This window comes from Clostridioides sp. LIBA-6822 (assembly GCF_056688955.1).
On record NZ_CP196995.1, the window covers coordinates 171,733 to 195,336 of the forward strand.

Sequence of the window (23,604 nt, forward strand, 5' to 3'; positions counted from 1 at the left end):
TTTAATTTATTAAGTTGAATATACCTTTGTTATGTTTTAAAATATAAACAGAGTTAGAATATGATTATATAAATGTGGACTTATTTAAACATATTATTAGCAGTATAAAATTATAAATATAATATGAGGTGTGAAATATGATTAGCAAAGATGAAAAAGCAAAGTTGAAAGCAGAAGGTATATTAGCCCAAAGCCAAGAAGGATATTTCTCAATAAGAATATTGAGTAGAGCTGGAAACTTTACAGCAGAACAACTTAACAACTTATCAAAGTTATCTGAAAAATATGGCAGAGGTTATTTAGGGGTTACTACTAGATTAGCTATGGAAATACCATGGATAAAGTATGAAGATATAGATTTAATAAAAGAAGATTTGAAGGCTGTAGGTCTAGAACATGGTGGTACAGGGAAAAAAGTAAGACCACTAGTTGCATGCAAAGGTACTGTATGTCAACATGGAATATATGATACACAAGAGTTATGTGGAAAGTTACATGATTCATATTTTGGATATGATTTACCATCTAAGACTAAGATTACTTTAGTTGGATGTCCAAACAATTGTGCAAAGGCTAATACTAATGATGTAGGTATTGTAGGACAAGCATATGTAAAATTTAATGAAGATAAATGTAAGAATTGTGGACTATGTACATCATCTTGTAGACAAAAATCAGTATATATGGAAAATAAGAAACTAGTGTGGAATAAAGACGAGTGTGTAAATTGTGGGAAATGTGCTGAGGTATGTCCATTTGGAGCTATGGAAGTTGATAAAAAAGGATTAGCTGTCTATCTTGGTGGTAGAATGGGAAGAGGTTATAGATTTGGAGACAGACTTGGCAATCTGTATACAGAAGATAATATAGAAGAATTAGTTCAAGATGTATTTGATACATATAAACATTTAGCAAGTCCAGGAGAAAGAATAAGTAAAGTATTAGAAAGAATTGGTATTGAAGAATTTGAGAAACATTTAATGAATACAAAATCCAAAAATGCATAAAAATACATATTGAGGAAGTATATCTCTCTTAAATTTGTTAATAATTCTGTTATACAGAAAAACATATTTAAGGGGGATTTTTTATTATGAAAAGGATAAGATTAGCTATATGCTTTTTTATATTAATGATTATAGGAATGACAATATCTTATGCAGATACAAGTATAAATACTAGATATAATAGATTAACTAATGCACTTGAAATTTCGGAAGCAGATTTTAAATTTTATAATGTAAAAATCAATTCTGTTATAAATTATAATTTATCAAATAAAGAATTTCGTAATATTTTTATAGAAATAATTAACAATCTAAAGTTGGATGAAAAAGGAATAAATTGGAATCAAAAAGGGTATGGCAATAAAATGCAATTATGTGCTACTATAAAAGGTAGCGATAAAGAAATTTCTATAAAAGGAATAAATAAAAATAATAAAGAAGGTTACATAATAGTTGACATATTGGACAACAAAGTATATAAACATAAAGAGGATATTTATCGTAACGTAGAAAACGTGTTAAATAAATATTCATCTCAAGTAGATGTGTCTGCTTGCATTGTTGGAGAATACACAAAAAGGTTACAAAACAACAAATATGATGATATTTTACAAGAAATATTATATAATATGAGTGCTAAGCAAATAGATAAAGTGAAAGACGTAAACTTTTTATCAATAACAGCATATAGTAAAGTATTAAATGATGATTTAGACTATTTAGGGGAAAAAATTAATTTAAATATAGGAATTAAATATAATGAGGATAATGGAAAAACACTCATATATATTGCCACACCAATTATAAAATTAGATTATTAATTATGAGGAGATCAAAAAATATGGCTAAGATAATAGTAAAAAAGAGTAATCCACTTAAAGGTAGTGTTAAAATAGATGGTGCAAAAAATGCAGTTTTACCAATAATAGCAGCAACTTTATTAGCGAACGGAAAATCAACATTGAATGGAGTACCAAATTTAAGAGACGTTCATGTAATATCAGATTTATTAAGACATGTAGGAGCAGAGGTTGAATATAAAGAAAATACACTTACTGTTGATGCAAGTAATATAAAAACTTGTGAAGCTCCATATGAGCTTGTAAGAAAGATGAGAGCTTCTTTTTTGGTTATGGGACCATTACTTGCTAGATTTAATAGTACAAAAATTTCTATGCCAGGAGGTTGTGCTATAGGAACAAGACCTATAGATTTACATTTAAAAGGATTTAAAGCTTTAGGTGCAAAGATAGAAATGGACCATGGTTTTGTTGAAGCAGCGACAGAAAAATTAGTAGGAAATAAATTGTATCTAGATTTTCCATCTGTTGGAGCAACTGAAAATATAATGATGGCAGCTTCTTTAGCAGAAGGTACTACAATAATAGAAAATGCAGCAGAAGAGCCAGAAATAGTAGATTTAGCAAACTTTTTGAACGAAATGGGAGCAGATGTTAAAGGTGCAGGTACTAACACTATAAAGATAAAAGGTGTCAAAGAGTTAAAAGGAGCAGAACATAATGTAATACCAGACAGAATAGAAGCAGCAACTTATATGGTTGCAGCGGCTATGACAAAAGGTGATATAACTGTTGAAAATGTTTTAATGGAGCATTTAAAGCCAGTTGTGGCTAAATTAAGAGAAGCTGGTTGCGAAATCACAGAGATGGACAATTCTGTTAGAGTAGTAGGTCCAAAAGTGTTAAAACCAATAGATATAAAGACTTTGCCACATCCAGGGTTTCCTACAGATGTTCAAGCACAATTTATGGCTATGCTTACTGTAGCAAATGGAACTGGTGTAGTTATAGAAACTGTTTTTGAAAATAGATTTATGCATGTTGCTGAGTTTAATAGAATGGGCGCTAATATAAAAATAGATGGAAGAAGTGCAGTTGTTAATGGTGTAGATGAATTGCATGGTGCAGCAGTAAATGCTACTGATTTAAGAGCAGGTGCCGCCCTTATTTTATGCGGTCTTATAGCAGAAGGAGAAACTCAAATAGGAGAAATATACCATATTCAAAGAGGTTATGTTGATATAGATAAAAAGATAACAGCATTAGGTGGTCAAATCGAAATAGTAGAAGATTAATAATTGGTTTAGAGAAGAAAGTTATAAATTAATAGGGTTGTTCATATACTTAAATACAAGGTTTTAAAAGCTAAGGAGGAGAGTATATGAAGAACCCATTGGTTGTTTTGTTAGGATTCGTGACTTGTTCTGTATTAGTTCCATCACTTATAACTTTAGTTTCTTATAAAAATGTAGAACTAACTCAAAAACCAGAGAAATCAGTATCTATAAACAAAACTATTAAAAAAAGTGATATCAAAGACGAAGGTAATAAAGAAGAAAAAAAGATAGTGAACTATGAAACTGTAAATAAAAAAACACCAATCATCAATGTGTACAATCATATAACAGGAAAAGTTGAAAAAATGGACATGGAGAATTACTTATGTGGAGTAATAGCTGGTGAGATGTCTTCAGAGTTTGACATAGAAGCGCTAAAAGCTCAAGCTGTGGCAGCTAGAACATATGTAGTATATAAGCAGGAACATGAGAAACCAAGTAAACATAAAAATGCGGTAGTATGTACTGACTACAAACACTGTCAAGAATACAAGAGTTATGATACTCTTAAAAAGTTGAATGGTGAAGAATGGATTAAGAATAAATACTCTAAAATCCAAGAAGCTGTCAGAGGAACTAAAGGACAGATAATAACTTATAGTGATAAAGCAATACTTCCTCTTTACTTTTCTACATCTTCAGGAAAAACAGAAAACAGTGAAGAAGTATTTTCTGCAAAATATCCTTATCTAAAATCTGTAGAAAGTCCTTATGATAAGTATTCTCCTAAGTTTGCATCTACACTTAAAATAAGTAATACAGACTTTGTTAAGAGTCTTAGAAGAGCATATAGCACTATTGTAATAGATACAAATAATTTAAGCAAACAAGTCTCAATAACTCAAAGAAGTGATGCAGGAACTGTAGAAAAAATAAAATTAGGAAATAAAGAGTTGACTGGAAAAGACATTAGAACTGTTTTTAAGTTAAACTCTGCCAACTTTGACATAAAATTTGGAGAAGGATACATAGATTTTGTAGTAAAAGGATATGGGCATGGTGTTGGTATGAGCCAGTGGGGAGCAGAAGGAATGGCAGAAGAAGGCTATAAATATTATGACATATTATCACATTACTACACAGATACAAAAATAAAAGATATATACTAATAATTGTATAAAATACCAAAAACACGTCAATAATCCAAATGTAGAAATATATTTGGAGGTGCAAAATGAAGAAAAAGCTGTTAGAAAAAGATGGTTTTTATTTATCTTTATTTGTATGTGTTTGTTTATTAGCAGTAGGTGGAGTTTGGTTTACAAATAATAATGTAGATAAATTAGCTTCTAATAAAGGCATGATGGAAAATGCTAATAAAGATAGTGAAGAGGAAATACATTTAATTGAAAAAGACAAGAAAGATGCTATTCCTACTGCAACAGATTCAAAACAAAACTTAGAAAAAGCTAAGTCAAAAGAAGAAAATAAGTCAAGTACAACAAAATTAAACTACATTGGAGATAAGATAATAAGAGGATATTCAGAAAAAGAACCTAGTTACTCTAAAACACTAGATGTCTGGGAAACTCATAAAGGTGTAGATGTTAGTTGTACTAAGGGTAAAGAAATAAAATCTCTATTAAACGGAATGGTAGTAGATGTATTTGATGATGAAGAATATGGAAAATCAGTAAAAATAAAAAGTGACAATAATATTGTAGTTGTATATTCAAACTTAGATGAAAATGTTAGTGTTAAAAAAGAACAGAAGGTAACAGAAGGACAATCTCTAGGTACTGTAGGAAGCACTTCTCAAGTAGAGAGTGAAGAGGGCATACATGTACACTTAGAGGCATATAACGGAGAGAAATCTATAGACCCAATGAGTCTAATTAAGTAAAAGTATAACAAGTTTAATCATATTTGGTTAAGCTTGTTATATTTTTTGGTGTTTTTACATATATATCATTAAAGCTATTATGTGAGGGGGGTAATCTTTGAGATCTCATATAGAGGAAAGGGCCATAGTGGTAGCAAAATATATACTTGAAAAAAACACTACAGTAAGACAAACCGCCAAGACATTTGGAGTAAGTAAAAGTACAATTCACAAGGATGTTACAGAAAGATTGAAGGAAATAAATCCATCCCTTGCCAAAGAAGTTAAAAGTGTGCTAGACAAGAATAAATCAGAGAGACATATTAGAGGGGGATTAGCAACTAAATTAAAGTATGAGAAGGAACATAAAAAAATGTAGGTTAAAAACCTACTTTTTTTATTGAATTAGATTATTGTAATAAATATATTAAATAATTATAAATAGCAGAATAATAATACTCTTAAAACATTTATTTTCTCTTGATTAAAGCGAGATTTTTGTATATGCTTTATTATAGGAGTATTAAAATAGACTTATAATATAATCTAATATATAAATGAAGGAGTTGAAAAAATGGCTGGAGCTGATATAGGCATAGATTTAGGTACTGCAAATGTACTTGTTTATGTTAGTGGTAAGGGAATCGTTTTAGAAGAACCATCTGTTGTAGCAATAGATAATAGGACAGATTCTGTTTTAGCTGTGGGAGAAGAAGCTAAAAAAATGATAGGAAGAACACCAAGTAATATAGTTGCTATAAGACCTTTAAGAGATGGTGTAATTTCTGATTATGATGTAACTGAAAAGATGTTAAAATCTTTTATAGATAAGATAGTTGATAAAAAAGGATTTGGAAGATTCTTCATGCCAAGGATTATGGTATGTGTACCAACGGGTGTCACAGAAGTAGAAAAAAGAGCAGTAGAGGATGCTACTAGACAAGCCGGAGCTAGAGAAGTATATATCATAGAAGAACCAATAGCAGCAGCCATAGGGGCTGGAGTAGACATATCACAGCCTAATGGGAATATGATTATAGATATTGGTGGTGGGACTGTAGACATAGCCGTAATATCTCTAGGAGGAGCTGTTGTAAGTGAATCTATAAAAGTTGGTGGGGATAGATTTGATGATTCTATAGTTAAGTATATGAAAAAACAACACAACCTTCTTATAGGAGAAAGAACAGCAGAGAAAATCAAATTTGAAATTGGTTCTGCATTTAAGAGAGAAGAAGAAAAATATATGAAGATAACAGGAAGAAACTTAATTACAGGACTTCCTAGTTCTATAACTATAAATTCAACAGAAATGCTAGAAGCTCTTAGAGAATGTGTTGAGCAAATAGTAGTTGCCACTCATGCTGTTTTAGAAAAAACACCTCCTGAGTTAGCAGCAGACATAGGAGATGTTGGTATAATAATGACTGGCGGAGGTTCATTATTATATGGATTAGATAAAATAATAGAACAGAGAACAGGGATAACTGTTACAATAGCAGAGGAGCCATTGTCTTGTGTTGCAAAAGGTACAGGAATAGCTTTGGGTTCAATAGACTTACTTGAAACAGGTGGGTCTTTTAGAAGAAAATAATTAGGAGAGTTTATAATGCTAAATATAGATGAAATAAAAAAATTAATACCACATAGATATCCATTTTTATTGGTGGACAAGATTACAGAACTAGAAGTTGGAAAAAGAGCTGTTGGTATAAAAAATGTAACAGTTAACGAGCCATTTTTTCAAGGTCACTTTCCAGAATATCCATTAATGCCAGGAGTTTTGATAGTAGAGGCTTTGGCACAAGTGTGTGGAGTTGCAATGATGTCTGTAGAGGAAAATAAAGGAAAATTAGGTGTATTTGCAGGTATAGATAAAGTTAGAATTAAGAGAGAAGTAAGACCAGGAGATACATTAACTATGGAAGTTGAAATGACAACTCTTAGAAGAAATATAGCTAAGGCAGATGCTAAAGCATATGTTGGTGAAGAGCTTGTCTGTAAAGGTGAATTAATGTTTGCTTTGGTTGAAAAGTAAAAACTAACAACATAAGAGTAAAAAGGTAGATAATTTGGAGTATTTAATCAGATACTCTAAAATATCTACCTTTTTATATAAAGAATTTTATCGGTTACTTCACATTGGACTTAGGTGGATACTAATAAAGCTAAAGCTATTGTTTCAGCTAAGTCCAATATAAAGCTAAGACGTATATTATTAAATGAAAGTCTATTGTTTTCATCAATTTTATCTACAATTCCCACTATAGAATAATTTCCTATTTGAGGTAGTTTTTTGCCAACACCTTTTCCGGGCAGGATAGGTCCTTCTCTAATTTGTATATTACCTATGTTACTCTGCGACCCCAAGCAAGCATCTATAGCCAAGAAGTTACCTTGCATATGTGTATTTTTTATAGTATCTAAAGACTCATATATGTTTAAGGCGTGAATAGGGTTATCTAGTGTACCGTAAACGGGGTATTTAAATTTACTGTTCTTAAGTATTGTTCCAACTAAAGGGCCTAAAGTATCACCTATAGCCCTGTCTGTTCCTATGCAAACAACAATCGTATTTTCATTAATTATAGTTTTTAGAACTGAACTTAGCATCTGTATAACATCATCATCGCTGTAATTTACTTTAGCTAAATACAATAGGAACACCCCCTTCAAAAAAATATATGAATAAAAAACAGTAAAAAGACCTAACTTTAAATTTCAGATAGAGATAATATTTTATTTGTCTTACAAAAAAAGGTATGGGAAAAATATGACTAAAAATCTTGACAAAATTTTAAAAAAATAGTAAGCTAGTAAAGTAAAACAAAACTTAAATCTTGATTACCTTATCAAGAGCGGCTGAGGGATAGGCCCTGTGAAGCCCAGCAACCACCCAAATGGGAAAAGGTGCTAATTCCTACAAGACAAAAGTCTTGAAAGATGAGGTCAGTTAATTAGTATACAATTACGATTATTAACCTCTTCTTATAAAGGAGAGGTTTTTTATTTTGAGTAAAATTTCTAAAATTAAAAATAAGGTAAAACCTATAATAAAAATTAAGAATGTATAAGGGGGAATAAAAATGGCAAGACATTTATTTACGTCAGAATCAGTTACAGAAGGACATCCTGATAAGATATGTGACCAAATATCAGATTCAATATTAGATGCATTATTAGAAAAAGACCCACAATCTAGAGTAGCTTGTGAAACTACAGTTACAACTGGATTAGTTTTAGTAGCAGGAGAAATAAGTACATCTGCTTATGTAGATATTCCTAAACTGGTAAGAGAAACAGTAAGAGAGATTGGATATACAAGAGCAAAATATGGATTTGACTGTGATACTTGTGCAGTTATAACTTCTATAGATGAGCAATCTGGAGATATAGCTATGGGAGTTGATGAAGGTCTAGAAAGCAAGACTGGAGAAGAGATAGAAGAAGAAATAGAAAAAGTTGGAGCTGGAGACCAAGGTATAATGTTTGGATTTGCATGCAATGAGACTCCAGAATTAATGCCACTTCCAATATCTTTGGCTCATAAATTATCAAGAAGACTTACAGAAGTTAGAAAGACAGGTTTAGTTGATTATTTAAGACCAGATGGAAAAACTCAAGTTACTGTTGAATATGAAGGAAATAAAGCTGTAAGAGTACATACAGTTCTTATATCAGCTCAACATTGTGAAACAGTATCAAATGATAAAATAAGAGAAGATATAATTAATCATGTTATTAAAGAGGTTATACCAGCTGAATTACTTGATGAAGAAACTAAAATTTATATAAATCCAACAGGAAGATTTGTTATAGGAGGACCTCAAGGAGATACAGGTCTTACAGGAAGAAAAATAATAATAGATACTTATGGTGGATATTCTAGACATGGTGGAGGAGCTTTCTCAGGAAAAGACCCTACAAAAGTTGATAGATCTGCTGCTTATGCAGCTAGATATGTTGCGAAAAATATTGTTGCAGCTGGCCTTGCAGATAAATGTGAGATAGAACTTGCATATGCTATAGGTATAGCTAGACCACTGTCTATATTTATAGATACTTTTGGGACAGGTAAAGTTTCAGAAGAAAAACTTGTTGAATTAGTAAATAAACACTTTGATTTAAGACCAGGAGCTATAATAAGAGACTTAGATTTAAGAAAGCCACTTTACAAAAAAGTTGCTGCTTATGGTCACTTTGGTAGAACTGATATAGATTTACCTTGGGAAAAAATTGACAAAGTTGAGCAATTAAGAAAAGATGCTCTAGGTGAATAATTTTTAACTAAGAGACTGTTAGAATGTAATTTTAAGATTACTTTCTAACAGTTTTTTTATTGTAGATTAAATATTTTTAATAAATGTAAATTTCTCATCATATAATAAACAAACAGTATTTAATTAGATTAGTGTATTTTGTTTTATAATATTATGGCAAATTGATACATATTATAGGATATATGTTAAAAACTGGTTAAGAATGTGTTAACTACTGTTAAATTATTAAAAATATATTGAAATATCACAATAATACGTCTAATATAATCTTAATAAACTTACACTTAAAAAATTATTTTAATTAGGGGGGAGTAATGTATGTCAGGCAAGATAAATGTTAAAACTGTTATAAGTTTTGCTGGAGCTTATGTGGCTACTGTAATAGGCTCTGGATTTGCAACTGGTCAAGAAATACTGCAATTTTTTACGTTTTATGGATATGCTGGTATTATAGGTGGAATAATATCTATGGTATTATTTTCATGGTTTGGAGCAGAAGTTATAGATAAAGGAAGAGAATTGAAGCTTAAGGAGCCAATAAAGATTTATCAAGTATACTGTGGAAAATATCTTGGCACATTCTTTGAATGGTTTGGACCACTATTTTTATTTGGAACATTAGTAATAATGATTGCAGGAGCAGGAGCTACATTATCAGAGTACTATGGATTAAATCCATATGTAGGTAGGATTGGTATGGCAATCGTTTCCCTAATAACTGTTTCTTTAGGTTTGACAAGGCTTTCTAAAATACTAGGTAATATAGGTCCTATAATAATAATATTTACACTTTTAGTAGGAGCTATTAGTTTGTGTAGTAATATTGATGCTTTACCAAATGCTGGAGCTATGGTTGATAGTCTAAACATTAAAACTGCTACATCAAGTGGGTATTTCTCAGGTGTGCTTTATACTTGTTATAATGTAATAATAGTAATAACATTCTTGACAGGAATGGGTTCTTCTGCAGTAAATAAGAAAGATGCTGTGTGGGGTGGTATAATAGGTGGAGTAGCTCTTATGGCAGCAGCTATAATGATGAATTTAGCATTACTTTCAGACATAGGAAATATATATACAAAAGAGATACCAGCACTTTATTTAGCTGATAAGATATCTCCAATAATAGGTATTTTATTCTCAGTAGTTCTTTTATTAGGAATATACACTACAGCTGTACCACTATTATGGTCAGTAACTAATAGATTTGTAGAGGATGACCATCCTAAATTTAGAATGATAACAATAGTAGTAAGTATACTAGCATGTATAGGAGGTCTATTGCCATTTGATAAGCTAGTAGGAACACTATATCCGTATACAGGTTACATGGGAATTTTGATTTTACTATGTATGCTTTATAGAAGAATTACTAAAACCAGTGGGTATAAGGAAAATAAATCTGAGATAAGTTAATATTAGAATAAATTTATGAAATTTAGTTTGTACTTTACACATGAAGTAATTAAAATAAAATAGTTATTAAAATATGGTACCTGTTTTCTAAGGTGCCATATTTTTTGGATGCACATTTTTTTTGTTTCTGATAAAATGTATAATAGTTGGAAATTAGGTTAAGTATAAAAGTATAAAAACTTTTCTAGAACTATCATAGTCTAACATATAAAATATACTAACTTAAATGGAGCGAGTATTAGTATTTTTAGGAGATAAAAATGGAAAAATTAGAAGGAATGATAAGTGAAATAGTCTTTAAAAATGAGGACAATGGATATACAATAGCTCATCTGGTAAATGAAAAGGATGAAATTGTAATTGTAGGATGTATGCCTACTTTGGCAATTGGAGAGAGTATCGAAGTTGAAGGTAAATGGGTAAACCATAAAATTTATGGTACTCAGTTTGAAGTGAATAGTTTTATGCCAGTGACACCATCATCCTTAGAAGGAATTTATGTTTATTTATCTTCTGGAATGATACATGGTATTGGTGAAAAAATGGCTAAGAGAATAATTGATAAGTTTGGTGTAGATACACTAAATGTGATACAAAATTCACCAGAAAGACTACAAGAAGTAGAAGGTATAGGGAGTAAAAAGGTAAAACAAATAGTAAAAAGTTATGAAGAAGACAGAGAGCTTAGAAACATCATAATAGAACTATCTCCTTTTGGAATAACGCCAAATTACTGTCTAAAAATATATAAGAAATATAAAAGCAGTGCAATAGAAGTCATAAATAAAAATCCATACCAACTTGCTGAAGATATAAGAGGAATAGGATTTAAGGTGGCTGATAGTATAGCCAATAAAATTGGCATAGATAAAAATTCTAAAGATAGAGTTTGTCAGGGAATTTTATACACTTTAAATAAATCTCTAAGCAATGGACATACATATTTACCAGAGCATGTTCTAATACAAGATTCGGAAAAATTATTGGAGCTAAATGGAGAAATAATAAAAGAGTGTATAATGATGTTAGTTTATAACCAAAAAATACATATAGAGAAAGTAAACAATGAAAATCTTATATATCTTATGCCATATTATTTAGCTGAAAATGGAGTATGTAGTCAAATCGTAAAATTATCACAGTATGAATTTGAAGACTTGAAAATAGATATAGATAGTGAAATTAATATTTTAGAAGAAGATAAAAAAATCAAGTTAGCAGAAAAACAAATTTTAGCAGTCAAAGAATCTATTAATAGTGGAGTATTAATTATAACTGGTGGCCCAGGGACTGGTAAGACAACCACTATTAACTCTATCATAGAGATATTTGAGAATAATGGTAAAAGTGTGACCTTAGCAGCTCCGACGGGAAGAGCAGCAAAGAGAATGAGTGAAACTTCTGATAAAGAAGCAAAAACTATACATAGATTATTAGAAATGGGTTTTTCAACAGATGATGATTTAACTTTTTTTAAAGATGAAGAAGACCCAATAAATTCAGATGTAATCATTGTTGATGAGGTATCAATGGTAGATATAATTTTAATGTACAATCTACTTAGAGCTATAAAGATAGGAACAAGAGTAATTTTGGTTGGAGATAGTGACCAACTACCTTCTGTAGGAGCTGGAAATGTACTTAAGGATATGATTGATTCTAATATTATAAATGTGGTTAAATTAAATGAAATATTTAGACAAGCACAAGAGAGTATGATAATTGTAAATGCTCATAAAATAAATAATGGAGAGCCGCTTTATTTAAATACAAAAGAGAAAGATTTCTTTTTTATAAGAAAATCTACCAATGAAGAAATATTAAATGAAATAATAGGATTAGTTAATGAAAGATTACCTAAATTTTATAAAGTTGATAAATTAAAAGACATACAAGTTTTATCTTCAATGAGAAAAGGAGAGTTAGGAGTTACTAATCTCAATATAGAGTTACAAAAGTATCTTAACAAAAAAGAAAAATTTAAAGTTGAAGAGAGTTTTTCTAAAAGACTCTTTAGAGTAGGCGATAAAGTAATGCAAGTAAAAAATAACTATACAAAAAAATGGGAAACAGAAGACCAAAAAGAAAGTGGAGAAGGCATCTATAATGGAGATATAGGATATGTTTATCATATAGATAAAGATAAGAAAACTATATATGTATTATTTGACCAAACTAAAATTGTATCTTATTTATATGATGAATTAGATGAAATTGACCATAGTTTCTGTACAACAATACATAAAAGTCAAGGAAGTGAATTTCCAGTTGTAGTATTACCAATAACTTGGGCTCCTCCCATGTTACTTAGCCGTAATTTATTATATACAGCTGTAACAAGAGCAAAAAAATTAGTTGTATTGGTTGGAGATGTAAAGTATCTTGAATATATGATAAAAAATAATAGAGTGAACCAAAGGTATTCAAATTTAGGATATAAGTTGAATAAATTTAAGCGAGAAGGGTTGTTGATAGAATAAATATGAAAATATGCAATGATAATTTTATTAAGCGTTTACAAAACATGATTAATAAATGTCTGGATTTTATATATCCTGAGAATATAAGTTGCATAATTTGTGATAAATCCATAAAGAAAACAAATACTTATTCAATATGTAAAAGCTGTTTTAATGAAATGAATTTTATACAAGATGGTTGTATGAAATGTGGAAAACCAATAACACGTCATTCAATTGAAAAGGAGTTTTTTGAAGACTGTAGCTATTGTTTTAATAAAGATTTTTATTTTGATAAATCTATATCTTGCATTGAATATAATGATGTAAGCAAAAAGATAGTATTAGGACTAAAATATAATCAAAAAACATTTATGGCTAGGTATATAGCTCAGATAATGAAAGAAAAATTGTATTTGGAAAACTTAAAATTTGATTATATACTATTTGTTCCACTTCATAAAAAAAGGTTGAACAAAAGGGGATTTAATCAAGCACAAAAAATAGCGTCTAATTTAAGTAAGATACTTAATATTCCATTATTAGATTGTATAAGTAGAAAAAAATATACAAGAATGCTCTATAAATTAAACAAAAAAGAAAGAAAAGAAGAACTAAAAAATGTATTTGAAGTTAAAGAAAATATAAAATTAATAAATGATAAAAATTTACTTTTAATAGATGATATATTTACTACAGGTTTGACAACAAATGAAATTTCTAAACTTCTAAAGTTATCTGGTGCTAATAAGGTATTTGTATTGACTCTACTGACAAGAGCAAGTGATAATTATGTTATGGAATAATCTTATATGTTGACAATTTTAATTTAAAATATTAAAATGAATAAGTGATATTTAGGTCTGTGGTTGAAAGTCCAAGCCAGTCGCAGGCAAAAGGATCCACGTAAGTTAACACTAAAAATTGGGTTAATGATCATGGTGCGGCTTAGAAGTAAGACCTACCGATAATAAAATCGAGAGAGAGTAGTAGTGCGGCGAACCCAAGCGAACCCTCCAGTAGGCGAGTGTGGGGTCAAAAACCAGGTCAGCTAAATATCATATTAAAGAGAGCTAGCATAATACTTTTATGTGTAGCTCTTTTTTGTATATAATAAATTAAGGCTAAGTCATAAAGAGGTGATATATTTGAACAAAAGACAAGAAAACTTATTAACAACATTGCTATTAAAAGAAGAGTTTATAAATGTCAATGAGATTGCCAATGATTTTGAATGCTCAGAAAGGACAATAAGAAATGATTGCAAATATATTGATGAATGGTTATCTACTTTTTGTAATGCTTATATAAAAAGAAAACCTAATATAGGAGTCAAATTTAGTGGAGATGATACAGATAAAATACTAGTAAATCAGAAGTTACGAGGTGAAGTTAAAAGAGTAAATAGTGAGCTTCATAAGCAAGTTGAGATATTAAATCTACTACTTTGTAACAATAAAAAAGTCACTTTAAATGATTTATCTAATAAATTGTACATAAATAAAAATATTGTCAGAGAAGAAATAAGTAAATTATCAGTGGCATTAAATAATTATAACTTAAATGTCTCAACCAAAAAAGGTAGTGGTATATGCGTTGAAGGGGATGAGAAAGATATAAGGATAATGTTAGTATCATTCTTATTTAAATACATAGATAAATACAGGCTAAACATAGATGAGATAGAATATTTTCATATAGTAGATATAATAATTGTCAAAAATATAATGTCTACTATAGAAGATAATATGGATATAAGACTTACAGATATATCATTCAGACAACTGATGCTATTTTTACTTATAAATACAATACGAATAAGGCTAGGCAATTCTTTGAAAGTATTAAATACTAAGAAAGAGCTCAAGTTAAAAATGCTTATTTTACATATAGAAGATGAATTAAAATCCAATTTATCTATAGTATTAAATCATGAAGAAAAATTATTTATAGAATCTTTAATATTTGGTATGAATAAGCAGATAAACAGTAGTAACACTAAAAAAGCACTATATTTAAATGAAGAATTAGCAGAGTATACAAGAAAAATTATAAATTTAGTGTCAGAGGAATCAGGAATAAATTTCAATAATGATATATTGCTTTATGAGCAATTAATATGCCATTTAAATGTTACAATGCACCAAATGAAAAGTAATGTTTATTTGGAAAACCCACTATTAGATAATATAAAAACTAAGTTTTGTTTTTTATATACAGTAATATCAAATTCAATAGAAATTGAATTAAAAGGAAAACAAATAACTGAAGATGAAATAGGTTATCTTACACTTCACTTTCAAACATCTCTAGAAAGGAAATATAATAAAAGAGAATCAAATAAGAGAGCAAGCATTGTATGTCCATTTAGTTTTGGAGTGAGTATGCTATTAAAAGTAAAAATAGAAAAGAGATTTGATACTATAGAAATTGTTGAAACACTAAGAGAGGAAGATTTAAAAAGAGATAACTTTGACAAAACAATAGACTTTATAATTGCATTTCAAGAATATGAAAATATTCAAAAGCCAATTTTCATAACAACTCCATTATTTACTGATGAAGATGAGAATAAGCTCAAAGAATTTACAAATAAAATAAAAGAAAAAGATACCTCATATAAACTTATGAACAGATTAATGATGTCTGATTATTTAATAAGGGAGTTAGATCATGATGATATTTATGAAGCCATAACATATTTAACTAATTTATTGATTGAAAAGCATTATGCAGAAAAGGAGTATTTAGAATCTATTATAACAAGAGAAAAATCATATCCAACCAATGTTGGAAAGGGAATACTATTCCCTCATGGAGACATGAAATATATAAAGCAATCTGTATTATGTTTTGCAAGATTAAAAACACCAATAAAAATTAGAAATGGAAAAGATATAAATATTATACTTTTATTAGCTTATAAAAAGGATGATGACAGAAAAATATTTAGAGAATTATTTAAAGAAATATCTAATCTAACAGAAGATGAAGGTATGTTGGATACTCTAAGTAAATGTGATATAGCAAAAGTAAAAGATATTCTTATATAAAATTCATAGTGATTTATGGATAAGCACAAAATTTTCCAGGTGATGGAAAAAGTTGTGCATGTTTTTTTGATTTTATACGATATTATATGTTTGTAAGATATAAACTAGCTAAAAGTAGAGAAGCAATTTAGGAGGAAAAAATGGAAGAAATAGTTTTAAAGATTATAATTCATGCTGGTAATGCAAAATCCATGCTTTATGAAGCTCTTAACTGTTCAAAGGAAAACGATTTTAAAAAGGCAGATGAATTAGTTGAAAGTGCAAACGAAGAAATCTTAAAAGCACATAAAGTACAAACTGAACTTATACAAAAGGAAGCTGGAGGAAATAAGTCAGATATATCTATCTTATTAATTCACTCTCAAGACCATTTGATGACTTGTATGAGTGAGAGAAATCTTATAAAAGAAATGATTATATTAAGAAAAGAAATTCAAAAATTAAAATAAAAAGAATTAAGGGGGATTTAAAAGAATGAAAAGAAAAGTATATTTATTTTGTAGTTTTGGAATGTCAACAAGTTTGCTTGCAGGTAAGATGCAGAAGGTAGCAGATGAGCATAATTTACCAATAGAAGTAGAAGCATTCCCAATCGCAGAAATTGATAAAATAGTTGAAGAAAAGAATCCAGATTGTATATTATTAGGACCACAAGTTAAGTACATGTTAAAGGAATTAAAACCAAAGTTTGAAACTCAAGGTAAACCTATAGATATAATAAATGAAGCTGATTATGGAACTATGAATGGGGAAAAAGTATTAAAACTTGCTATAAAGTTAATAAAATCTAAACAAGCATAGAATCATAATAGAAAATAATTGGAAATGAGGGTGGATAGATGAATAAATTGGAAAGAATACTTATGCCATTGGCTGAGAAAATAGGTAAAAATAAATTATTAATTGCAATTAGAGATGGTTTTTTAGTATCATCACCATTATTAATAATAGGTTCATTATTTTTATTAGTAGCAAATTTTCCGATAAAAGGATGGGATGAATTTGTAGGTCAAATTTTTGGTTCAGATTGGGCTGTCAAATTACAACAACCAACTGTAGCAACATTTGAAGTAATGACTCTACTTGCAGTTTTAGGAATTGGATATTCTTATGCAAAACAAATAGATGTAGACCCAATAGCATCAGCGGCAGTTGCAATAGTTGCTTTTTTTATAGTAACACCATTTGTGATACCATATACACCAGATGGAACAACATCAGTCTATATGGTAACAGGTATACCACTAGGGTGGATGGGTTCTAAAGGAATGTTTGTAGGTATGATAACAGCAATAACTTCTGTAAAATTGTTTGCAGCAGTTGTCAAAAAAGGATGGACATTAAAAATGCCAGATGGAGTTCCTCCAACTGTATCAAAATCATTTGCTGCGTTAATACCAAGTGCAATAGTTATGATAGTCTTCTTTTTAGTTAAGATAGCCTTTGAAGCTACACCATATGGAAGTATACATGAATTTATATTTAAATTTTTACAGATGCCATTATTAAAACTAGGAAATAGCTTAGGTGCAATGGCAATCGCCTACATATTCTTACACTTATTCTGGTTCTTTGGAATAAATGGAAGCAGTGTTGTTGGAGCTGTGTATAATCCTATATTAAAAATTTTATCAGCTGAAAATTTAGCTGCCTTCCAAGCTGGTTCAAAAATACCAAACATAATAACTGGTCAATTCCAAGATATGTTTGCAACATTTGGAGGAGCAGGTAGTACATTATCATTAGTTATAGCTATGTTATTAATATGTAAAAGTAAACGTATAAAATCAATGGGGAAATTGTCAATTTTACCAGGAATATTTGGTATAAATGAACCATTGATATTTGGTCTACCAATAATGCTTAACCCAATATTATTGATACCATTTGCAATAGTTCCAACAATAAATATAATAATAGCTTATTTCTGTATGTCAGCAGGTTTAGTGCCACTTACAAATGGAGTTCAATTACCATGGACAACTCCAATTATATTCTCTGGCTTTCTAACAACAGGATGGCAAGGGGCTGTTTTACAATTAGCACTTCTTGTACTAGGAATATTTATGTATATGCCATTTATAAAAATGCTAGATAGACAATATTTGAAAGAAGAAAAGACAAATGTTGAAGAGGAAGATGATGATATATCTTTTGATGATTTAGTATTATAGGAGGAAGATTATGAAAAAAATAGTTATGATATTGGACCAAATACAAGCTGGTGCTGGAGGAAAAGAAAAAAACAATATACCTCCTGCTGGAAAATCAAGCCCATTAGGTCCAGGTATAATGATGGAACCATTTTTAGATGAGTCTAAAGTAATAGCTACATTATTTTGTGGAGACGAATTTTTTATAAATAACGAAGAGGATGTAACAAACAAAATGATAGCAATGGTAAAAAAATTAAACCCTGATGTAGTAATTTGTGGACCAAGTTTTAATTATGAAAATTTTTCTAAGATGTCAGCTATATTATGTAAAAATATAAATGATAAGACTAATATATCAGCATTTGCAGCTATGTCAGAAGAAAATATAGATATAATAAACGAATATAAAAATGATATATGCATAGTTAAGACGCCAAAAAAAGGTGGAATTGGACTTAATGATTCACTAAACAACATATGTAAATTAGCAAAATCAATGGCAAATAAAGAGGATATAACTTTGATGAAAGAAGAGTTTTGTTATTAATTAGTGTTCTAATGTTAACAAACTTAAATAATACACTATTTATAATAAAAATAGATTAGTAAAATCTATATAATAAGGAGGGGAATTTTGACATGTGGGGAATGATAGCGACATGGAGAATGGCTCTAGAAGGTATAACTGAGGCATCAGAGCGTTTAGAAAAAGGTATGGAAGCAGGAGATGCCGTAGAACTTGCTGTAAGAAGAGTTGAAGATTATCCATTCTATAAATCAGTTGGCTATGGAGGACTTCCAAATGAAAACTGTGAGGTAGAGCTTGATGCTGCATTTATGGATGGTAATACATTAGATATTGGGGCAGTTGCTGGTATAAGGGATTATTCTAATCCTGTAAGTATAGCTAGAAAGTTAAGTTATGAGAAGGTAAATAATTTCTTGGTTGGAATAGGTGCTGAAGAATATGCTCATAAAAATGGATTTGAAAGAAAAAATATGTTGACTGATAGAGCAAAGTTGCATTATAAAAAGAGAAAAAAAGAAACTCTAGACAAGGGGTTAAGCCCATATGCTGGTCATGATACTGTTGGCATGATATCTTTAGACAAAAATGGTAAGATGTGTGCAGCTACTTCAACGAGTGGATTATTTATGAAAAAAAGAGGCAGAATAGGAGATTCTGCACTATCTGGTTCGGGATTTTTTGTTGATAGTAGTATAGGAGGAGCTACAGCTACTGGTCTAGGAGAAGACCTAATGAAGGGATGTATATCTTATGAGATAGTTAGACTTATGAAAGAAGGTAAGCATCCACAAGAAGCTTGTGATATAGCAGTAAATGAATTGGATGAACAACTTATTAAAAGAAGAGGAAAAGCTGGTGATTTATCATTAGTTGCCATGAATAATAAGGGAGAATGGGGAGTAGCTACAAACATAGCAGACTTTACTTTTTCAGTAGTAACTGAGGAAGAGGCTCCTACAGTCTATATTTCAAATAGAGTAGATGGTAAGACTACACATAAGGTTATATCAAATGAATGGATGGAAGCATATGAAGCTAGAATAAAAGCTCCAATAGAAGTGAAAGAATAAATCAGTCATATAATAAAGTAGAGTTTTTTATAATAAGGAGATTTTTATGAATATCATAAATAATAAAGTAGATGAATTAAAAGAAGATTTATTAAGTGATATTATAGATATTGTAAAAATACCTAGTGTAAAAGGGGAGTCAGAAAATGGCTTCCCTTTTGGTGAAAAAGTAGGTAAAGCACTTAATAAAGCATTAGAAATTTCAGAAAAATTGGGATTTAAGGTTAGAAATTTAGATAATTATATTGGGTATGCAGAATATGGAGAGAGTGAAGATTATGTTTGTGTAATTGGTCATGTAGATGTTGTACATGAAGGCGAAGGTTGGGAGTATCAGCCTTATGAAGGGGAAAAAGCCAATGGGAGAATTTATGGTAGAGGGGTATTAGATAATAAAGGACCCATAATATCTGCTTTATATGGATTGTATGCTATTAAAGAATTGGATTTAAAACTAGATAAAAAAGTTAGGATAATATTTGGTACAAATGAAGAAAGTGGATTTGAAGATATACCATATTATTTAGAAAAAGAAAAAGCCCCTCTTATGGGATTTACACCAGACTGTAAGTATCCTGTTGTATATGGTGAAAAAGGAATGGCAAGGATTAGAATCAAAAGTAAAAACATCTATGAAGAAGACACATTCTTAGGTTTTATAGAAAACCTATCTGAAAATGTGATTGTTACATATAAAGAGTTAAGTAAAAAAGATGGTGATATTATATTAGATATAAAGATAAAATATGATTTTAGCTATAAACTAAGAAATGTGTTAGATGAAATAAGATGCAGTTTTCCAAGTAGCATTGAGATAGAAGTAATTTCTAATTTTAATCCAGTATATTTTGATTGAAAAATAGCTACGCACACTTGTGACTTTAGTCGTGAATTAGTAGCTAAAATAGTCAGCATATAGGGAAACTTATATGTAGAGATAGGATAGAACCTATCCAATACTACTTGAATTGCTGGAAACCCCTAAAGCTAACCAAACTAAAACATAAGGATGAAATAAACCTAAGTGTGAAAGTTACGAAAGTAGAAAAAATTGGTTAGATGGTATAAGGTTAAACCCTAAGTACTTTAAAATGGGCAATCAGCAGGTAAGCTCCTAAGTAGGAGAAACTTCAACGACTATTCCTCTTGAGGGAAGTACACTACAAGCTATTGGTAGTGGAAGTGGGTAGACCTTAACGGATAATGCCGAAGGATAAGATATAGTCTGTGCTTGCATGAAAGTGTAAGAAGTTCATAAGAGAACTGCATAGGTAGTAGCGAACTTATGTGAACGACAACCTCAAAAATGATAAAAATTAGGACTTACGGTTCTTAAATATGTTATTTAAAAATAAATATAAAAACCTTCCAAATAATTGTTTTAAATAATTACGTTTGTTAATATTATAATGGGTGATGAAAAATAGAAGTTACTCGGATATGTATATTAATAATCATAAAAAACAATTAAAGTGAGGTGATAGTAGTGGAAAAAGCTTATAAGTTTAGAATGTATCCAAATAAAAAACAGCAAGAGTTAATTAACAAAACTTTTGGATGTTGTAGATTTGTATATAATAAGTATCTTGCTAAAAAAATAGAAGTTTATGAAAATAATAAAGAAACTTTTACTTATAAACAGTGCAGTTCTGATTTGACCAATTTAAAAAGAGAATTAGAGTGGCTTAAAGAACCTGACAAATTTTCACTACAAAATACCTTAAAAGATTTAGAAAACGCATATAAAAAATTCTTTAAAGAAAATGCAGGATTTCCTAAATTTAAATCAAAGAAAACTAATAGATTTTCATATAGAACTAACTTTACAAATGGAAATATTATGTACTTTAGTCAATATATAAAATTACCTAAACTTGGTATGGTTAAAGTAAGGGATAAACAAGTACCTCAAGGGAGAATATTTAATGCTACAGTATCCAAAGAACCAAGTGGTAAATATTATGTATCATTATGTTGTACTGATATAGATATTGAAGCATTTGAAAACACTAATAATCAGATAGGTTTAGATTTAGGAATTAAAGAATTTTGTATCTCAAGTTGTGGAGAATTTATAGAAAATCCTAAGTATCTTCAAAAGTCATTAAACAAACTTGCTAAATTACAAAGAGAATTATCGAGAAAAACAATTGGTAGTTTAAATAGAAATAAAGCAAGATTAAAAGTTGCAAGACTTCAAGAACATATAGCTAATCAAAGGAAGGATTTTCTACAAAAACTATCTACTAAATTAATACGAGAGAATGATATTATTTGCATAGAAGATTTACAAGTAAAGAATATGACTAGAAATCGTAAATTATCTCGCTTAATTTCTGATGTGTCATGGTCAGAATTTATTCGTCAATTAGAATACAAGGCTAATTGGTATGGTAGACAAATTGTAAAGGTAGGTAAATTCTTTGCAAGTTCACAAATATGTAATAAATGTGGGTACAAAAACGAGGAAATGAAGAATTTAAATATAAGAGAATGGATTTGTCCTTGTTGTAATGAAACTCATGATAGAGATATAAATGCAAGTATAAATATATTAAAAGAAGGATTAAGACTAATAACAATTTAAAATAAATAACTTATGTAAGAACCATAGGAACTACGGGGATAGCCTGTGGAGAGTTTGTAAGACATATTTTAGTATGCAAAATTCTATGAAGCAGGAATCCTGTGACTTTAGTCATGGGAGGTTCAGAAAGAGAGTAAGCTTATTAAAAAGCTTCAGCTAGCTTATGAAAGAGTAACATTATTAGATGGGACTCCAGTAACAACTAATGGAGGTACATATGCAAAAGTAATGCCAAATATAGTCCCATTTGGACCTTCATTTCCAGGACAAAAAGGAATAGCTCATAATCCTGATGAATATATGGACATAGAAGATATAATTTTAAATGCAAAGATATTTGCAAACGCAATATATGAATTGGCAAAGGAGTAATTATGTTAGAGATAATAGGAATGACAGTAGAAGACGCTAAAATCATAGAAGATTGTGGCGCAGATAGAATAGAGTTAGTTAGTGCTTTAACTGAAGGTGGATTGACACCAAGCTTTGGTCTTATAGAAAGGGTTGTTAATAGTGTAAAGATACCTGTGAACGTAATGATAAGACATCATGCAAAAAGTTTTATTTATAGTGAGGAAGATATAGGCATAATGCAAAAAGATATAAGTATAATTAAAGAGATTGGTGCTAATGGAGTTGTATTTGGTATGTTAGATAAAGATAATAACATAGATGAAAAAAATTTAAATGTTTTATTGGAATGTTGCGATAATCTTGATGTTACATTTCATAGAGCTATAGATGAATCAAATATAATGGATAGTATCAAAATTTTGAAGGATTATGATAAAATTACAAATATATTAACATCAGGTGGAAGGGGAAGTATAGTTGATAACATACAAATAATAAAGAATATGATGTTTGGTTCTAATCATATAAAAATTCTTTTAGGTGGGGGACTTAATTTCAATAATATAGAGAAGATAAAAGAATCAACTAAAGCAAGCAATTTTCATTTTGGTACAGCTATTAGAATAAATAACAATCCTTTTGAAGATATAGATAGACAAAAACTTAAAAAGCTCGTAAATATGATTTCAAGATAGTATAAACATAAAATACTAAACCTAAATAAAGAGTGTGAG

The 23,604-nt window shown here is 29.5% G+C and carries 22 protein-coding genes, 1 pseudogene and 1 riboswitch; of the genes and pseudogenes, 22 read left to right on the forward strand and 1 reads right to left on the reverse strand.

Annotated elements, in window-relative coordinates; genetic code table 11:
• Window positions 1-137: 137 nt before the first annotated feature.
• The 8 genes from ACTG48_RS01170 (at window position 138) to fabZ (ending at window position 7,004) form a co-directional block, all read left to right on the forward strand.
• Complete coding sequence (locus tag ACTG48_RS01170; protein WP_021382555.1) at window positions 138-1,007, forward strand: 4Fe-4S binding protein; 870 nt, start codon at window positions 138-140, stop codon at window positions 1,005-1,007.
• 86 nt (window positions 1,008-1,093) lie between these two features.
• On the forward strand, window positions 1,094-1,828 hold the full coding sequence (locus tag ACTG48_RS01175; protein ID WP_021382552.1) for a YwmB family TATA-box binding protein: 735 nt from the start codon (window positions 1,094-1,096) through the stop codon (window positions 1,826-1,828).
• A gap of 20 nt (window positions 1,829-1,848) precedes the next feature.
• Entirely contained in the window at window positions 1,849-3,102 is a 1,254-nt protein-coding gene (gene murA / locus ACTG48_RS01180) for a UDP-N-acetylglucosamine 1-carboxyvinyltransferase (RefSeq protein WP_003420721.1), read from the forward strand.
• An 86-nt stretch (window positions 3,103-3,188) separates the two neighbouring features.
• Complete coding sequence (gene spoIID / locus ACTG48_RS01185) at window positions 3,189-4,253, forward strand: stage II sporulation protein D (protein WP_479917883.1); 1,065 nt, start codon at window positions 3,189-3,191, stop codon at window positions 4,251-4,253.
• 65 nt (window positions 4,254-4,318) lie between these two features.
• Window positions 4,319-4,987, forward strand: coding sequence for a M23 family metallopeptidase (locus tag ACTG48_RS01190; RefSeq protein ID WP_021382550.1), 669 nt, complete (start codon window positions 4,319-4,321; stop codon window positions 4,985-4,987).
• 97 nt (window positions 4,988-5,084) lie between these two features.
• Complete coding sequence (spoIIID, locus tag ACTG48_RS01195; RefSeq protein ID WP_044212029.1) at window positions 5,085-5,345, forward strand: sporulation transcriptional regulator SpoIIID; 261 nt, start codon at window positions 5,085-5,087, stop codon at window positions 5,343-5,345.
• A gap of 195 nt (window positions 5,346-5,540) precedes the next feature.
• Window positions 5,541-6,560 carry a rod shape-determining protein MreB gene (gene mreB / locus ACTG48_RS01200; protein ID WP_021382530.1) on the forward strand — a complete coding sequence of 340 codons (1,020 nt, stop codon included), beginning with the start codon at window positions 5,541-5,543 and terminating at the stop codon, window positions 6,558-6,560.
• Window positions 6,561-6,575: 15 nt separating this feature from the next.
• Window positions 6,576-7,004 (forward strand): 3-hydroxyacyl-ACP dehydratase FabZ, encoded by a 429-nt coding sequence (fabZ, locus tag ACTG48_RS01205; protein WP_003425446.1) that lies wholly within the window; start codon window positions 6,576-6,578, stop codon window positions 7,002-7,004.
• A 110-nt stretch (window positions 7,005-7,114) separates the two neighbouring features.
• Here the strand turns inward: fabZ and yyaC are convergent, their stop codons facing one another.
• Window positions 7,115-7,624, reverse strand: a complete 510-nt coding sequence (yyaC, locus tag ACTG48_RS01210; RefSeq protein WP_021382545.1) for a spore protease YyaC — start codon at window positions 7,622-7,624, stop codon at window positions 7,115-7,117.
• A 188-nt stretch (window positions 7,625-7,812) separates the two neighbouring features.
• A riboswitch (SAM riboswitch) is annotated at window positions 7,813-7,916 on the forward strand.
• 136 nt (window positions 7,917-8,052) lie between these two features.
• Between yyaC and metK the strand changes: the two genes are divergently transcribed.
• From metK to ACTG48_RS01280, 14 genes and pseudogenes are all read left to right on the forward strand, one after another.
• Window positions 8,053-9,246 carry a methionine adenosyltransferase gene (metK, locus tag ACTG48_RS01215; protein WP_021382544.1) on the forward strand — a complete coding sequence of 398 codons (1,194 nt, stop codon included), beginning with the start codon at window positions 8,053-8,055 and terminating at the stop codon, window positions 9,244-9,246.
• A 318-nt stretch (window positions 9,247-9,564) separates the two neighbouring features.
• The gene (locus ACTG48_RS01220; protein ID WP_021382531.1) at window positions 9,565-10,662 is read left to right on the forward strand and encodes a YkvI family membrane protein; all 1,098 of its coding nucleotides are present in this window, start codon (window positions 9,565-9,567) and stop codon (window positions 10,660-10,662) included.
• 260 nt (window positions 10,663-10,922) lie between these two features.
• Window positions 10,923-13,142 (forward strand): SF1B family DNA helicase RecD2, encoded by a 2,220-nt coding sequence (gene recD2, locus ACTG48_RS01225; protein ID WP_021382543.1) that lies wholly within the window; start codon window positions 10,923-10,925, stop codon window positions 13,140-13,142.
• 44 nt (window positions 13,143-13,186) lie between these two features.
• Window positions 13,187-13,927, forward strand: coding sequence for a ComF family protein (locus ACTG48_RS01230; RefSeq protein WP_021382537.1), 741 nt, complete (start codon window positions 13,187-13,189; stop codon window positions 13,925-13,927).
• 333 nt (window positions 13,928-14,260) lie between these two features.
• Entirely contained in the window at window positions 14,261-16,174 is a 1,914-nt protein-coding gene (locus ACTG48_RS01235) for a BglG family transcription antiterminator (protein ID WP_479917884.1), read from the forward strand.
• 140 nt (window positions 16,175-16,314) lie between these two features.
• On the forward strand, window positions 16,315-16,623 hold the full coding sequence (locus ACTG48_RS01240) for a PTS lactose/cellobiose transporter subunit IIA (protein ID WP_021382549.1): 309 nt from the start codon (window positions 16,315-16,317) through the stop codon (window positions 16,621-16,623).
• A 25-nt stretch (window positions 16,624-16,648) separates the two neighbouring features.
• Window positions 16,649-16,975, forward strand: a complete 327-nt coding sequence (locus tag ACTG48_RS01245) for a PTS sugar transporter subunit IIB (protein WP_479917885.1) — start codon at window positions 16,649-16,651, stop codon at window positions 16,973-16,975.
• 38 nt (window positions 16,976-17,013) lie between these two features.
• Window positions 17,014-18,348: a PTS cellobiose transporter subunit IIC gene (gene celB / locus ACTG48_RS01250; RefSeq protein WP_021382538.1), complete on the forward strand. Its 1,335-nt coding sequence runs from the start codon at window positions 17,014-17,016 to the stop codon at window positions 18,346-18,348.
• A 10-nt stretch (window positions 18,349-18,358) separates the two neighbouring features.
• Window positions 18,359-18,877 carry a GrdB-related putative oxidoreductase gene (locus tag ACTG48_RS01255; RefSeq protein ID WP_021382556.1) on the forward strand — a complete coding sequence of 173 codons (519 nt, stop codon included), beginning with the start codon at window positions 18,359-18,361 and terminating at the stop codon, window positions 18,875-18,877.
• A 92-nt stretch (window positions 18,878-18,969) separates the two neighbouring features.
• Window positions 18,970-19,929, forward strand: a complete 960-nt coding sequence (locus ACTG48_RS01260) for a glycosylasparaginase (protein WP_479917886.1) — start codon at window positions 18,970-18,972, stop codon at window positions 19,927-19,929.
• A gap of 46 nt (window positions 19,930-19,975) precedes the next feature.
• A complete protein-coding gene (locus tag ACTG48_RS01265) occupies window positions 19,976-20,785 on the forward strand; it encodes a Sapep family Mn(2+)-dependent dipeptidase (protein ID WP_479917887.1) in 810 nt (269 codons plus the stop codon).
• Between the two features lie 621 nt (window positions 20,786-21,406).
• Window positions 21,407-22,516 (forward strand): IS200/IS605 family element RNA-guided endonuclease TnpB, encoded by a 1,110-nt coding sequence (gene tnpB / locus ACTG48_RS01270; protein ID WP_479917888.1) that lies wholly within the window; start codon window positions 21,407-21,409, stop codon window positions 22,514-22,516.
• 135 nt (window positions 22,517-22,651) lie between these two features.
• Window positions 22,652-22,888 (forward strand): annotated as a pseudogene (locus ACTG48_RS01275) (M20/M25/M40 family metallo-hydrolase); the annotation flags it as partial.
• A gap of 2 nt (window positions 22,889-22,890) precedes the next feature.
• Complete coding sequence (locus tag ACTG48_RS01280; protein WP_479917889.1) at window positions 22,891-23,565, forward strand: copper homeostasis protein CutC; 675 nt, start codon at window positions 22,891-22,893, stop codon at window positions 23,563-23,565.
• Window positions 23,566-23,604 lie beyond the last annotated feature (39 nt).